12 protein-coding genes are annotated in these 14,792 nt (G+C 56.7%); 2 read left to right on the plus strand and 10 right to left on the minus strand.

The window, feature by feature from the left end; translation table 11 throughout:
- Positions 1-83 precede the first annotated feature (83 nt).
- From uvrB to bioB, 5 genes are all read right to left on the minus strand, one after another.
- Positions 84-2,105 carry an excinuclease ABC subunit UvrB gene (uvrB, locus tag FDX14_RS21080; protein ID WP_042309626.1) on the minus strand — a complete coding sequence of 674 codons (2,022 nt, stop codon included), beginning with the start codon at positions 2,103-2,105 and terminating at the stop codon, positions 84-86.
- 617 nt (positions 2,106-2,722) lie between these two features.
- Positions 2,723-3,421, minus strand: a complete 699-nt coding sequence (bioD, locus tag FDX14_RS21095) for a dethiobiotin synthase (RefSeq protein ID WP_137350183.1) — start codon at positions 3,419-3,421, stop codon at positions 2,723-2,725.
- Positions 3,414-4,169, minus strand: a complete 756-nt coding sequence (gene bioC, locus FDX14_RS21100; protein ID WP_042309631.1) for a malonyl-ACP O-methyltransferase BioC — start codon at positions 4,167-4,169, stop codon at positions 3,414-3,416. Before bioC ends, bioD begins: the two co-directional genes overlap by 8 nt.
- Positions 4,153-5,310, minus strand: a complete 1,158-nt coding sequence (bioF, locus tag FDX14_RS21105; RefSeq protein ID WP_061381920.1) for an 8-amino-7-oxononanoate synthase — start codon at positions 5,308-5,310, stop codon at positions 4,153-4,155. Before bioF ends, bioC begins: the two co-directional genes overlap by 17 nt.
- On the minus strand, positions 5,307-6,347 hold the full coding sequence (bioB, locus tag FDX14_RS21110) for a biotin synthase BioB (RefSeq protein WP_061381921.1): 1,041 nt from the start codon (positions 6,345-6,347) through the stop codon (positions 5,307-5,309). Before bioB ends, bioF begins: the two co-directional genes overlap by 4 nt.
- Before the next feature lie 76 nt (positions 6,348-6,423).
- Here bioB and bioA point away from each other — a divergent pair, with 76 nt between their 5' ends.
- Both bioA and FDX14_RS21120 read left to right on the plus strand, forming a co-directional pair.
- Positions 6,424-7,713 (plus strand): adenosylmethionine--8-amino-7-oxononanoate transaminase, encoded by a 1,290-nt coding sequence (gene bioA, locus FDX14_RS21115; RefSeq protein WP_137350184.1) that lies wholly within the window; start codon positions 6,424-6,426, stop codon positions 7,711-7,713.
- A 57-nt stretch (positions 7,714-7,770) separates the two neighbouring features.
- A complete protein-coding gene (locus FDX14_RS21120; protein WP_079224920.1) occupies positions 7,771-8,247 on the plus strand; it encodes a kinase inhibitor in 477 nt (158 codons plus the stop codon).
- 96 nt (positions 8,248-8,343) lie between these two features.
- On the opposite strand, the gene hutH is transcribed toward FDX14_RS21120, so the two are convergent.
- The 5 genes from hutH to hutI form a co-directional block, all read right to left on the minus strand.
- Entirely contained in the window at positions 8,344-9,864 is a 1,521-nt protein-coding gene (hutH, locus tag FDX14_RS21125; protein ID WP_061388465.1) for a histidine ammonia-lyase, read from the minus strand.
- 1 nt (position 9,865) lies between these two features.
- A complete protein-coding gene (gene hutU / locus FDX14_RS21130) occupies positions 9,866-11,551 on the minus strand; it encodes a urocanate hydratase (protein ID WP_079224924.1) in 1,686 nt (561 codons plus the stop codon).
- Between the two features lie 137 nt (positions 11,552-11,688).
- The gene (locus FDX14_RS21135; RefSeq protein ID WP_137350185.1) at positions 11,689-12,408 is read right to left on the minus strand and encodes a histidine utilization repressor; all 720 of its coding nucleotides are present in this window, start codon (positions 12,406-12,408) and stop codon (positions 11,689-11,691) included.
- Positions 12,409-12,494: 86 nt separating this feature from the next.
- Positions 12,495-13,436, minus strand: a complete 942-nt coding sequence (gene hutG / locus FDX14_RS21140) for a formimidoylglutamase (RefSeq protein ID WP_137350186.1) — start codon at positions 13,434-13,436, stop codon at positions 12,495-12,497.
- Positions 13,433-14,656, minus strand: a complete 1,224-nt coding sequence (gene hutI / locus FDX14_RS21145) for an imidazolonepropionase (protein ID WP_137350187.1) — start codon at positions 14,654-14,656, stop codon at positions 13,433-13,435. Before hutI ends, hutG begins: the two co-directional genes overlap by 4 nt.
- Positions 14,657-14,792: the final 136 nt, after the last annotated feature.

The raw sequence follows: 14,792 nt of genomic DNA on the forward strand, positions 1-14,792 counted from the left end.
GCCTGATGCGCTGCGCTTATCAGGCCGACAAACGCAAGCACCCCGTAGGCCGGATAAGGGGATACCCCGCATCCGGCACAAGTTTACGATGCCGCAATAAATAACTCGCGCAGTTGATGCAGTTGATCGCGGATCGTCGCTGCCTCTTCAAATTCGAGATTCTGCGCATGCTGCATCATTTGCCCTTCCAGCTCGTGAATCTTCTGCTGCAAAGCTTTTGGCGTCATATCCAGTTCGACAACGTCAGACTTCGTACCCGCACGTGACTTCCCTTTGCCCTTCGCCTTGGTCTTCGCAATATTCTGACCCAGCGCCAGAATATCGACCACTTTCTTGTTCAGCCCCTGCGGCGTAATACCGTGCTCTTCGTTGTAACGCTGCTGCTTCTCGCGGCGACGTTCAGTTTCACCAATCGCCCTGGCCATCGAGGCGGTAATTTTATCGCCGTAGAGAATCGCCTTGCCGTTGATGTTACGCGCCGCGCGACCAATCGTCTGGATAAGTGAGCGTTCAGAGCGCAGGAACCCTTCTTTGTCTGCGTCCAGAATCGCCACCAGCGAGACCTCAGGCATGTCCAGGCCCTCGCGTAACAGGTTGATACCCACCAGCACGTCAAACTCGCCCAGGCGCAGGTCACGAATGATTTCCATACGTTCCACGGTATCGATGTCGGAGTGCAGATAGCGCACCCGCTCGCCGTGCTCTTCGAGGTATTCGGTGAGGTCTTCCGCCATGCGTTTGGTGAGCGTGGTGACCAGCACACGTTCGTTAATCGCCGCACGCGTGCGGATCTCCGACAGCAGATCGTCAACCTGCGTCGCCACCGGACGCACTTCTATCACCGGATCCAGCAGGCCGGTCGGTCGTACCACCTGATCAACCACGTCATCACCGGATTTCTCCAGCTCATAGTTCCCCGGCGTTGCCGAGACGTAGATGGTCTGCGGGGCCAGCGCCTCAAACTCTTCAAATTTAAGCGGACGGTTATCCAGCGCCGAGGGCAGACGGAATCCGTATTCGACCAGAGTCTCTTTACGCGCCCGGTCGCCGCGGTACATGCCACCAATTTGCGGGATAGTGACGTGGGATTCATCTACCACCAGCAGACCATCGGCCGGCAGGTAATCAAACAGCGTCGGCGGCGGCTCGCCTGGACCGCGTCCGGACAGATAGCGGGAATAGTTTTCAATCCCCGAGCAATAACCCAGCTCGTTCATCATTTCCAGATCGAACTGTGTACGCTGGCTTAAGCGCTGCTCTTCCAGCAACTTGTTATTCGCCAGCAAATTTTTACGGCGGTCTGCCAGCTCGACTTTAATTTCTTCCATCGCCTGCACGATACGTTCGCGCGGCGTGACGTAGTGCGTTTTCGGATAGATGGTGTAGCGGGAAATGGTCGATTCAACCTGCCCGGTAAGCGGGTCAAACAGCGACAAACGCTCGACTTCCTCATCGAACAGTTCCACGCGCAGCGCAATGTCGTCGGATTCAGCCGGGAAAATGTCGATAACTTCACCGCGCACGCGGAAGGTCCCGCGCTGGAATGCCTGATCGTTACGGGTATATTGCAGCTCCGCCAGACGACGCAGGATCGCCCGCTGGTCGATAATCATCCCCACCGTCAAATGCAGCATCATTTTCAGGTACAGGTCCGGGTCGCCCAAACCATAAATGGCGGAAACCGACGCCACCACAACGACGTCACGACGTTCCAGCAGCGCTTTGGTCGCCGACAGACGCATCTGCTCAATGTGTTCGTTGACCGAGGCATCCTTCTCGATGAAGGTATCAGAACTCGGTACGTAAGCTTCCGGCTGATAATAGTCGTAGTAGGAGACAAAATATTCCACCGCGTTTTCCGGAAAGAACTCTTTCATCTCACCGTACAGCTGCGCAGCAAGCGTCTTGTTAGGCGCCAGCACCATGGTAGGACGCTGTAGGTCCGCAATTACATTCGCGATGGTGAATGTTTTCCCCGAGCCCGTCACCCCCAGCAGCGTCTGATGCGCCAGACCGTCCTCCAGACCTTCTTCCAGGCGACGTATCGCCTCAGGCTGATCGCCAGAGGGTTTAAAAGCGGAATTTAGTTTGAACGGTTTACTCATGAGCAGCTACCTGAAGCAATGGGCGGGCAGGTGTGTAATTTTACTCGCAGTAGTATATTTTGCCAGTAAAATATACTGGATGAAAAAACAGTAACGCGCCAGAATATTTCTGTTACACCCGTCAAATGGCCGTGGCTGCAGGCCAAAATTTGCCCCCAGACAAAATAAAACACCAGCAAAAATGTGTTATCCCCAAACCAATGCCTTTTTTAACATTTGTCAAGCCAGCCGATGAAAGTTTTATGGCAACACATGACACTTCTGCGACAGCCATTGATTTTATCTAACCACCTGTAATTTAATGATTATTATCTCAAGCCGTCTTTCGCATCAATTTAGTCGCAGGCCGCGTCTTCTCTCGCTTACATTGTGTTTTCTAACCCTAATGCACAAGGTTATCCACAGGAATAGTGGATAACTGCCTCCAGCCCGTGTGGACTGTAGCCTGGCAAAAACGCCCTGACTCTCTTTTCCGGGGGGATAAAAAAAAATTATCGCTATTTTTTGATATTTATCAGCTAACGAGGCGGTCAGTGAGAGCCGAGATCTTGCTCGCATTTTCACCATATTCTTGTCCGCGTACTGCAATAGCGACCAGCGTTATTTCCCGCCTCGATTCAACCGGCTGATGCCGTCAAAGACAAAATGCTGAGATCGAGATAACGTCCGGTCGATGCCTGCTCAGGATCTTCTGCCAGCCAGGGAATTTCCCCCAGCAGCGGGGCCGCAAGCACGCGCCTCAGCGTCGCCATGTATTCAGCATGACGTTTGCCGGGCGGGGTCACATCATTGGCGACCCATCCGGCAAGCGTCAGCCCGGCCTGCTGCACCGCCTGGGCGGTCAGAATGGCGTGATTGATGCAGCCGAGCTTAACGCCAACCACCAGAATCACCGGCAACTGCTCCGTTTTGACCCAGTCGGAAAAACTCAGCGTTGGCGAAAGCGGCGTAAACCATCCCCCTGCCCCCTCCACCAGTACCCAGTCAGCCTGCGCTTCAAGCGTGCGTAACCCTGCAGACATCACGGAAGCCAGAATGGGACGACCTTCGTCGGCGCTGATGATATGCGGCGAGGTGGGTTCGGCGAAGGTGTAGGGATTGATCGCCGCATAGTCCGCCGCCACAACGCTATTGCGTTGTAATGCCAACGCATCGCTGTTTCGCAGGCCATCAGCTGTCATTTCACTGCCTGACGCCACCGGCTTGTAGCCGACGGTTCGCAACCCCAGCTGTCCCGCAGCCTGAAGCAACGCACAGCTGGCGATAGTTTTACCGACTTCGGTGTCCGTCCCGGTGACAAAATACGTTTTAGTCACGTTGAATTACTCCTAAAAAAAGATGGTAGGTCAGCGGGTATTTCCCCTGCTGACAGGGCCAGGCTAACTGTAGCTGGCGCAGCTGAGCGCGCGTTAGCACACGCTGCTCGCGCCCATCATGCAAATGCGTCGCGCCAATGCCTTTTAGCGAGCGCATGGCGCTCAGCGCATCATCAAACCACAGCGTGACGGCATGAGACTGGTATTCAACATCCCAGTCATACAGGGCGTTTTCCAGTTGTTCCACGGGCAAAAAACGGTTGGCATGCTCCCGATCGTCAACCGCCTGCCAGGCCTGACGAAGTTCCGGCATCGACCCCTGCGCCAGGGTACTAAACGCCACCGTCCCGCCAGGACGCACCACCCGGTAAAGCTCGCTTAACGCGCCGCGCAGGTCGCTACACCACTGTACGGCCAGATTACTCCAGGCCAGGTCAAAGCTCGCAGTTGCCTGCGGGATGGCTTCGATATCCGCCAGCAGATAGTGATGAGCGACATCGTGACGCTGCGCTTCAGCCAGCATTTGCGATGACAGATCCAGCGCGCAAACCTCGCTCCCCTGCTCGCGCCAATAGCGACTCATACGCCCCGGCCCACAGCCCGCATCCAATACCTGCGAGAACGTACTGCCATCCAGTAGCGCCAGTAACGCATCGGCACTCTGACGCTGTAACTCTGCGTGTTGCTCATAGTGAGTGGCAGCGCGGCCAAACGCGGCGGCAATCGCCTGTTTATTGACCTGCGCCATGCAACACCTCCAGTAGACGATCGATATCCTGCACCTCATGTGCCTGCGTCAGCGTCAGCCGTAATCTGGCCGTACCGGTGGGCACCGTCGGCGGGCGAATTGCCGTCACCCAGCATCCCTGTTGTCGAAGCGCATCCGCCAGTTGCAAGGCTTTATGGTTATCGCCAACAATCAGCGGCTGAATAGCACTGGTAGAATTCGCCAGCGTTAAGCCCGCCGTATTCACCCCAGCGCGAAAACGCTGGATCAGCATCGCTAACTTTTCCCGGCGTTCATCACCTTCACGGCTGCGGATCACCGCCAGCGCGGCGCGCAGGGCCTGAGCCTGTGCCGGAGGCATACTGGTGCTGTAGATCAAATGGCGGGCAAACTGCAACAGATAGTCGGCCACGCTGTCAGAACACAGGATTGCCGCGCCGCTGACGCCAAATCCTTTACCAAACGTCACCACTAACAGTTCGGGTTTGACCTGCTGTTGCCAGCAGGAGCCGCGCCCTTCTTCACCGGTTACGCCAACGCCGTGCGCATCGTCCACCAGCAGCCACGCACCGTGACGTTCCGCCACCGCGTGGATTTCAGCGAGCGGCGCGCTGTCGCCATCCATGCTGAATACGCCTTCAGTGACCACAAGCTGCTGCCCCGGACAGGGGACAGTCAGCAGACGACCCAGATGTTGCGGATCGTTATGGGGAAAGCGACGTAAAACAGCAGGGCTAAGGCTGGCGGCCTCCAACAGCGAGGCATGGCTAAGCCTGTCGGCGACAATGCGATCGTCTTTTTCCATCAATGCGGCTATCACCGCCTGATTAGCGGCAAAACCGGAGATAAATAACAACGACCGCGAATAGCCCAGCCACTGCGCCAGCTCTTCTTCCAGCGCCTGGTGAGCCACGGAATAACCGCTGACATGACCCGATCCGCCGCTGCCGACGCCAAAACGTTCAGCTCCCTGCTGCCACGCGCAGATAATCTGCGGATGGTGGCTTAAGCCAAGGTAGTCGTTACTGGAGAAATTCAGATACTGGCGGCCGTCGGTCTGCAACCAACGACCGGCGCCCTGGGTCACCGCATAGCGCCGACGCCACGCATCAGCGCAACGACGCGCCGTGAGCGCATCGTCAATTTTTTGCTGCCAGGTCATACGGTTGCCGCGTTGTAGTAATCGTCGGTATCCGGGGTACGCAGCGCCTGCTCCAGACGTTGTTGCTGTTCGTTATCCCCGGCCAGCACCGCCGTTTGCTGCGGGTTGAGACCCAGCTTGCGGAACAACAGCAAATCTTTATCTTCATTCGGGTTTGGCGTGGTCAGCAATTTGCAGCCGTAGAAAATCGAGTTAGCCCCGGCCATAAAGCACATCGCCTGGGTTTGCTCGTTCATCTGCTCGCGCCCGGCGGAAAGACGCACGTAAGAGGTTGGCATCATGATGCGCGCCACGGCGATGGTACGGATGAAATCAAACGCGTCGACGTCGTCGTTATCGGCAAGCGGCGTGCCCTTCACCTTCACCAGCATGTTGATCGGCACGCTTTCAGGCGGCGTCGGCAGATTGGCTAATTGCAGCAGCAGACCGGCGCGATCGGTGACCGTTTCGCCTAATCCGACAATACCGCCTGAGCAGACTTTAATCCCGGCTTCACGCACTTTATCCAGCGTATCCAGACGTTCCTGATAAGACCGGGTGGTGATGATATTGCCGTAAAATTCCGGCGAGGTGTCGAGGTTATGGTTGTAGTAATCCAGACCCGCATCGGCCAGGCGCTGGGCCTGAGTTTCGTTGAGCGTACCCAGCGTCATGCAAGCTTCCAGCCCCAACTCTTTCACGCCCTGAACCATCTGTTCCAGGTAAGGCATATCGCGCTCGTGCGGGTTCTTCCACGCCGCCCCCATGCAAAACCGCGTTGAACCGGCCTGCTTCGCCTTACGCGCCGAGTCCAGTACCTGTTCCACTTCCATCAAGCGTTCAGTTTCCAGACCCGTTTTATAGCGGGAACTTTGCGGGCAGTATTTGCAGTCTTCCGGGCAGGCGCCGGTCTTAATCGACAACAGCGTACTGACCTGTACCTGCCGCGGATCGAAGTGCTGACGATGAATCTGTTGCGCTTCAAACAGGAGATCAAGCAGTGGTTTTTCAAATAATTCGGTGACTTGCGACATTGTCCAGCGAGAAGAATGAGCCATATTGGTATACGTTTCGTTGTCAGTTTGGTGTAGACTCGTAAACCTAAATCTTTTTAATTTGGTTTACAAGTCGATTATGACAACGGACGATCTTGCATTTGACCAACGCCATATCTGGCACCCTTACACCTCCATGACCTCCCCGTTGCCGGTTTATCCGGTGGCGCGGGCCGAAGGTTGCGAACTGGTTTTAACCAGCGGTGAGCGGCTGATTGACGGCATGTCGTCCTGGTGGGCGGCGATCCACGGTTACAATCACCCGCAGTTGAACGCCGCAATGAAAACACAGATTGACGCTATGTCGCATGTGATGTTTGGCGGCATTACCCATGCCCCGGCCATCACGCTATGTCGCCAACTGGTGGACATGACGCCCGAAGCGCTGGAGTGCGTTTTTCTCGCGGATTCAGGTTCGGTCGCCGTAGAAGTCGCAATGAAAATGGCGCTGCAATACTGGCAGGCTAAAGGCGAATCCCGTCAGCGTTTCCTGACGTTTCGTAACGGCTATCACGGCGATACCTTCGGCGCGATGTCGGTCTGCGATCCCGACAACTCGATGCACAGTCTGTGGAAAGGGTTTCTGCCGGAAAACCTGTTTGCACCTGCGCCGCAAAGCCGTATAGGCGGCGAGTGGGACGAACTGGACATGGTGCCTTTTGCCCGCCTGATGGCCGCGCATCGTCACGAGATTGCGGCGGTGATCCTCGAGCCAATTGTGCAGGGCGCTGGCGGCATGCGCATGTACCATCCTGAGTGGTTAAAGCGTATCCGTAAGATGTGCGACCGGGAAGGCATCCTGCTGATTGCTGATGAGATTGCCACCGGATTTGGCCGCACCGGCAAGCTGTTTGCCTGCGAGCACGCCGATATTACGCCGGATATTTTGTGCCTCGGCAAAGCGTTAACCGGCGGAACGATGACCCTTTCCGCGACCCTGACCACCCGCCTGGTCGCAGAAACCATCAGCAACGGCGAAGCGGGCTGCTTCATGCACGGCCCGACCTTTATGGGCAATCCGCTGGCTTGTGCCGTCGCCTCCGCCAGCCTGTCGCTTCTCAACACTGGCGAGTGGCGCTCGCAGGTCGCGGCCATTGAAGCGCAGTTGCGTGCAGAACTCGCCCCGGCGGCGGACTCCAGCTGGGTCGCCGACGTGCGCGTGCTCGGCGCAATCGGCGTGATAGAAACCCCCCAGCCGGTAAATATGGCGGCACTGCAGAAGTTCTTTGTTGAACAGGGCGTGTGGGTCCGACCGTTTGGCAAGCTGATCTATCTGATGCCACCGTACATTATTCAGCCCGAGCAGTTGCGCCGCCTGACTCAGGCCGTCAATGAGGCTGTGCGCCATGCAACATTTTTTAGCGATTAATCAGCGGTAAGCTCTACGGTTTCTGGCTACACTTTTTGGCTAACGAGAGGAGTCAGTATGAAACTAATCAGTAACGATCTGCGTGATGGGGAGAAGCTTGGGCATCGTCACGTCTTTAACGGCATGGGATATGACGGGGATAATATTTCTCCGCATCTGGCATGGGATGATGTGCCCGCCGGGACTAAAAGCTTTGTCGTGACCTGTTACGATCCTGATGCGCCCACCGGCTCCGGCTGGTGGCACTGGGTAGTCGTAAATCTGCCTGCGGATACCCGCGTTCTCACGCAAGGCTTCGGCTCCGGGCTGGTTGCACTGCCGGACGGGGTGATTCAGACCCGTACGGATTTTGGTAAAACCGGTTATGGCGGCGCAGCGCCGCCGAAGGGGGAAACTCATCGCTATATCTTCACGGTTCACGCGCTGGATGTGGAGCGTATTGATGTCGATGAAGACGCCAGCGGCGCGATGGTCGGATTTAACGTTCACTTCCATTCGCTCGCCAGCGCCTCGATTACGGCGATGTTTAGCTAAGCTTTGTTGTGCCGGATGTCGGCTTCGCCTTCATCCGGCCTATAAAGCAGACCGTAGGCCTGATAAGACGCGTCAGCGTCGCCATCAGGCATTTCTCTACAGAAATTCAGGCAGCAATTTCAGCAACGTTCCTTGCGCTAACAGTTCAGTCGCACACTCAATATCCGGGGCGAAAAAGCGATCCTGCGTATAATGGGCAACCCGCTCGCGTAGCGCCTGGCGCGCTTGCTCGAGCAATGGACTTGAGGTTAACCCTTCGCGCAGGTCGATCCCCTGACACGCCGCCAGCCACTCCACGGCAATCACGCCGCGCGTATTCGCCGCCATCTCCCACAATCTGCGACCCGCCGCAGGCGCCATAGATACGTGATCTTCCTGGTTGGCGGAGGTCGGCAAGCTGTCCACACTGTGCGGATGCGCCAGCGCTTTGTTCTCGCTCGCCAGCGCGGCAGCCGTCACCTGAGCAATCATAAAGCCGGAGTTAACTCCGCCGTTTTTCACCAGGAACGGCGGCAACTGCGACATGTGTTTATCCATCATCAGCGCAATGCGTCGCTCCGATAACGACCCGATTTCCGCAATCGCCAGCGCCAGGTTATCTGCCGCCATCGCCACCGGTTCGGCATGGAAGTTGCCGCCTGAAATCACATCGCCCTCTTCGGCAAATACCAGCGGGTTGTCGGAAACCGCGTTAGCTTCCACCAGCAGGACATCCAATACCTGGCGCATTTGCGTCAGACACGCCCCCATCACCTGCGGCTGACAGCGCAGAGAATACGGATCCTGCACTTTTTCACAGTTATGATGCGACTGCGAAAGCGCGCTGGTGTCGGTCAACACATGGCGATAAAGTGCTGCGGCGTCAATCTGTCCACGCTGTCCTCGCGCCGCATGAATGCGGGCATCAAACGGGCGGCGGGAACCGAGCACAGCTTCGGTGGTTAACGCCCCGCACACCGTCGCAGATGCGAACAGCTCCTGAGCTTCAAATAACCCGCGCAGCGCAAAGGCGGTGGACGCCTGGGTGCCGTTGAGCAGTGCCAGCCCTTCTTTTGCTTCCAGCGTTATCGGCTCCAGCCCGGCCTTTTTCAGCGCTTCGGTCGCCGGGAGCCATTCCCCCTGCCAGCGCGCCTTCCCTTCACCCAGCAGCGTCAGAGACATATGCGCCAACGGCGCCAGGTCACCCGATGCCCCCACTGAGCCTTTCGCCGGGATCAGCGGATACACCTCGGCATTTACCAGCGCAATTAGCGCCTCAATCACGCTCAAGCGAATGCCGGAAAAACCACGCGCCAGGCTGTTGATTTTCAGCACCATAATCAGGCGTACCATCGCGTCGTCCAGCGCCTCGCCGACGCCAGCCGCATGGGAAAGCACCAACGAGCGCTGCAGATTCTGCAAATCTTCTGTGGCGATACGGGTCTGGGCCAGCAGGCCAAAACCGGTATTAATACCGTATGCTGTACGGCCTTCAGCGACAATGTTATTGACGCAGGCGACGCTTGCGTTAATGGCGTCAATCGCGCTGGCATCAAGGCTTAGTTGGACCGGTTGCTGCCAGATGTCGCGGAGCTGTGCAAAAGTCAGTTGGCCCGGCGTTAATGTCATGGTATTCATCTCAGCGTTTCCCCTGCGTCGCAGCAACCATCGGCAAATTCAATCCTTCTTCGACAGCACATTCCACCGCAATATCATACCCGGCGTCAGCGTGGCGCATCACCCCGGTGGCCGGATCGTTATGCAATACCCGGGCAATACGCGCAGCGGCTTCATCAGTGCCATCACAAACAATGACCATCCCGGCATGCTGGGAGAAACCCATTCCCACTCCGCCACCGTGGTGCAATGACACCCACGTCGCACCGCTGGCGGTGTTCAGCAACGCATTCAGCAGCGGCCAGTCGGATACGGCGTCTGACCCGTCGCGCATGGCTTCGGTTTCGCGGTTCGGACTGGCAACGGAGCCGGAGTCCAGATGGTCACGGCCAATAACAATTGGCGCGGACACTTCCCCCCTGCGCACCATTTCATTAAACGCCAGCCCCAGCTTTTGGCGCCATTCCAGGCCGACCCAGCAGATACGCGCCGGTAAGCCCTGGAAGTTAATCCGCTCACGCGCCATATCCAGCCAGTGATGTAGATGCTTATCGTCAGCCACGATCTCTTTCACTTTGGCATCGGTTTTATAAATATCCTGCGGATCGCCGGAAAGCGCCACCCAGCGGAACGGGCCAATGCCACGACAGAACAGCGGTCGAATATACGCTGGCACAAAGCCGGGGAAATCAAAGGCATTTTCCACGCCCATCTCTTTGGCCATCTGGCGAATGTTATTGCCGTAATCAAACGTCGGTACGCCCATTTTGCTAAATGCCAGCATCGCTTCAACATGCGTTGCCATTGAGCGTTTCGCCGCCTGCACTGTACCCTGCGGATCGGACACCGCTTTCGCCTGATACTCTTCCCAGCTCCAGCCGGACGGCAGATAACCATGCAGCGGATCGTGGGCGCTGGTCTGGTCGGTCACCATATCCGGGCGCACACCACGTTTCACCAGCTCCGGCACAACGTCGGCGGCGTTCGCGCACAGCGCAATGGAAACCGCTTTACCCTCACGGGTGTACTTATCGATACGCGCCAGCGCATCGTCCAGCGATGTCGCCTGCTCGTCCACGTATCGGGTACGCAGACGAAAATCAATGCGGCTTTGCTGACATTCAATGTTCAGCGAGCATGCGCCCGCCAGCGTCGCGGCTAACGGCTGCGCCCCGCCCATCCCGCCCAGCCCGGCGGTTAGCACCCAGCGTCCGCTCAGGTTACCCTGATAATGCTGACGCCCGGCCTCAACAAAGGTTTCATACGTCCCCTGCACGATGCCCTGACTACCAATGTAGATCCAGCTCCCGGCGGTCATCTGACCGTACATCGCCAGTCCTTTAGCATCCAGCTCGTTGAAGTGTTCCCAGGTTGCCCAGTGCGGAACCAGGTTAGAGTTAGCAATCAGTACACGCGGGGCGTTGTCATGGGTTTTGAACACACCGACCGGTTTACCCGACTGGACCAGCAGGGTCTCATCGCTCTCCAGTTGCGTCAGCGCATTAACGATGGCGTCGTAACATTCCCAGTCACGCGCGGCGCGGCCAATCCCGCCGTATACCACCAGCTCATGCGGATTTTCCGCCACGTCGGGATCCAGGTTGTTCATTAACATGCGCAGCGGGGCTTCGGTCAGCCAGCTTTTGGCCGTTAAGGTGGTGCCACGCGGGGCACGAATATCCTGCTGACGATATTTGCTATGGGACATGACAGAAAACTCCTCACGAACGTCGGATAGATAAGTAACATATACTTGTCTATACAAGCTGCTGCAAGGGTGATTTTAACAATTAAGATACATTTTTATTATATTGCGTCAGCAATCACGGTTTTGGTATCCCGACATCAGGACATAAACCGTCCTTGCAGGCGATAGCGGGAACCCGGAAACAGCAAACGGGCATGAGAGACAATGGATGACGCGGACCAGGTTTTGCGACGGATCAGCAAGCAGGGATCGTGTTCTTTGATATTCAGCAACGCGCACTCTTCAGCAGTGGCGCGTACCGCTTCGACAATGTGCTCACCTTCCGTTAAAGGGGCGATCAGCGACAGGTAAGCGTGCGGCGTGGTCTGGCTATAATCCTGCGCCAGATACTCCGGCACAATCTCCGCATTCACACAGCGATCTTCAATTTGTACCGGCAAATCGTTCTCGTAGTGCACCATGATGGAGTGAAAAATGGGGGTGCCTTCTTTAACGTTTAACACCAAAGCCTGCTGCGCATTTGCCTGGGTTCTTTCCAGCGTCAGAACTTCACAACGGTGCTGATGCTGACGCGCGTTGATTTCATCCGCAATGCTGCGAATTTCAAACAGCGCAGACTGACCTTTTGGCTCGGCGACAAACGTCCCCACCCCCTGCAAACGTACCAGCAACCCCTCATCCGTTAACTCACGCAGTGCCCGATTGATGGTCATTCGGCTAAAACCATACTGTGCCACCAGCTCTGCCTCAGACGGGATACGATCGTGAGCTTGCCAGATGCCGCTGGCAATTTTTTCGCTGATCTCCTGTTTTACCTTTTCGTAAAAAGGGGCCGGAGCAGAACGGGATGGGAGCATGCGTGTGCCTTCCTTAAGCTGAAATGTGAATGGGTATAGTTTACAGACATTACCCGAACCTGATAAGCGTAACGCCCTCAGGCATGTCAGTGCCACCAGTGCGCAATTTGCCAGCCTAATCGCGCCGCAACGCGTGCCGCTCTGCCATCATCGTCAAAGCGTGGATTAAATTCAACCATATCCACCGCCTGCAGTTTACCGCTACGACAAAGGGGTTCAATCAGCCCCAACAGCGTCGCCAACGGTACGCCCAGCGCAGCGGGCGCTGACACTGCGGGCATTTCCCAAACCGGCAGCACGTCAAGGTCGATAGTCAGATAGATGACATCCACGCCAGAGGCAAACTGCGCCAGCTGGGCCTGTGCCGAATCACAGTGCAAATCTTCCACCACGGTGACACCGAGCCGCTGCGCTTCATCCCACAGCGCCTGGGTATTTGCCGCCCGACTGACGCCGATGCAGGCATAGTGAAATCCGCGCTGCTGTTCATCGCAAAGGTGCGCCAGCTGGCGAAACGGCGTACCGGATGTGGCCTGGTCGGCATGACGCAAATCGAGATGCGCGTCGAGATTGATGATGCCCACTTTTGCCTGCGGGAACGCATCCAGCACGCCAGCGCCATGCGCAAACGCGGTTTCGTGCCCTCCCCCCAGCACCAGGGTACGCATGTTCTCCTGCTGACAGCGCTGTACCGCCTTGCGTAGCGCCTGCTGCGCGCCCTCAAGATCGGGGGCCTGCGCTACAATATTGCCCAGATCCACCAGCCGCTGATGCCCGTCGTGACTGGCTAAATTCGCCAGCGCTTTACGTAGCGCGTCTGGCGCTCCGGCGGCTCCCGTACGCCCCTGATTACGTTTAACGCCTTCATCACAGGCAAAACCAAGCAGTGCTATCTGCTCAGAGTACATTTCCGGGGAAAACGCCGGACTCAGCGTAATCGTCTGAAACAGGCGCAGCGCAGTCGGCGACTCGGCGCGGTCATCTCGCCCCTGCCATAGTGCAGGAGAAGCAGGTTGCCAGTTAGTCATGCAGCTTGTCCTTTAAATACACGTTGGTAGAGCGGGTTACGCCCTGGCTCATAGAGGATCTCAACCGGGAGTTCGGCATCCCACACCACAAAATCAGCCACAAACCCGGCCTTCAATTGACCGTGAGTGGCATGACGTCCCAGCGCCCGGGCCGCATGACGGGTGACGCCTGCCCACGCTTCTTCCGGCGTTAAGCCAAACTGGACGCAAGCCATGTTCATCGCCCAGTGCAGACTGATAAACGGACTGGTGCCAGGGTTGAAGTCAGTCGCCACCGCCATCGGCACCTGATATTGCCGTAACAGCTCTACCGGCGGACGCTGTTGCTCTTTGAGGAAATAGAAAGCGCCGGGCAACAACACCCCAACCGTACCGCTTTGGCTCATCGCCGCCACGCCCGCTTCATCAAGATATTCAATATGGTCGGCTGATAAACCGTGGTAGCGGCTCACCAGTTGGGCGCCGCCGAGCAGTGACAGTTGTTCAACATGCGCTTTGACCGGGATGCCCAGCGCCTGTGCGGCCTGGAACACCCGCTCACTCTGCGCCAGCGTAAAACCGACGCTTTCACAAAACAGATCGACGGTCTCGAATAGCCCTTGCTCCCACAACTGCGGCAAAATAGTCTCGCATACCAGCGTAATATAGCCGTCAGGATCGCCCCGGTATTCCGCAGGGGTAGCATGCGCGGCCAACAGCGTGGGGCTTATTTCGACGGTGTTTTCCGCCGCCAGCGCTGCCACGACCCGTAATATTTTCTCTTCTGTCTGCAAATCCAGACCATATCCAGACTTTATTTCCAGTAGCGTAACGCCTTCTTTGATTAACCTCTCCATTCTCTGATGCGCTATATGAAGAAGTTGTTCATCAGTGGCGCTGCGGGTCGCCGACACGGTGGCATTAATACCGCCCCCCTGGGCGCTTATCTGCTGGTAGGAAACACCGTTAAGCCGCTGCTCCCATTCACCTGCGCGATTCCCGCCAAAGATCAGGTGCGTATGGCAGTCGATCAGGCCAGGGGTAACCAGCCGGCCCTGCATATCAAAGGTATTGTCATGTGTGAGGTATAACGAAGACTCCGGCACAATAGCGCGAATCTTACCCTGGCGGACGATCAACGCATGTCCATCCACCAGCCCATACGGGTTATCACGTTCAGGATCCATGGTCGCCAGGCGAACATTGCGCCAGATAACATCATCAGGGAAGAATTGCTGCATTTGACTCACCACTTGTCATAGGTTGTATAGACATTTATTTTTGATTCTGCGGATGTTGTCAACCTGAAGGACCATAATTGTTATCTATTTGTGATATAAGGTCTCTCCACGCCGGGCATTACGGCGATAAAAAAGA

Origin of the sequence: Citrobacter sp. wls710 (assembly GCF_005281115.1) — a bacterium.
GTDB classification, from domain to species: Bacteria; Pseudomonadota; Gammaproteobacteria; order Enterobacterales; family Enterobacteriaceae; genus Citrobacter; species Citrobacter werkmanii.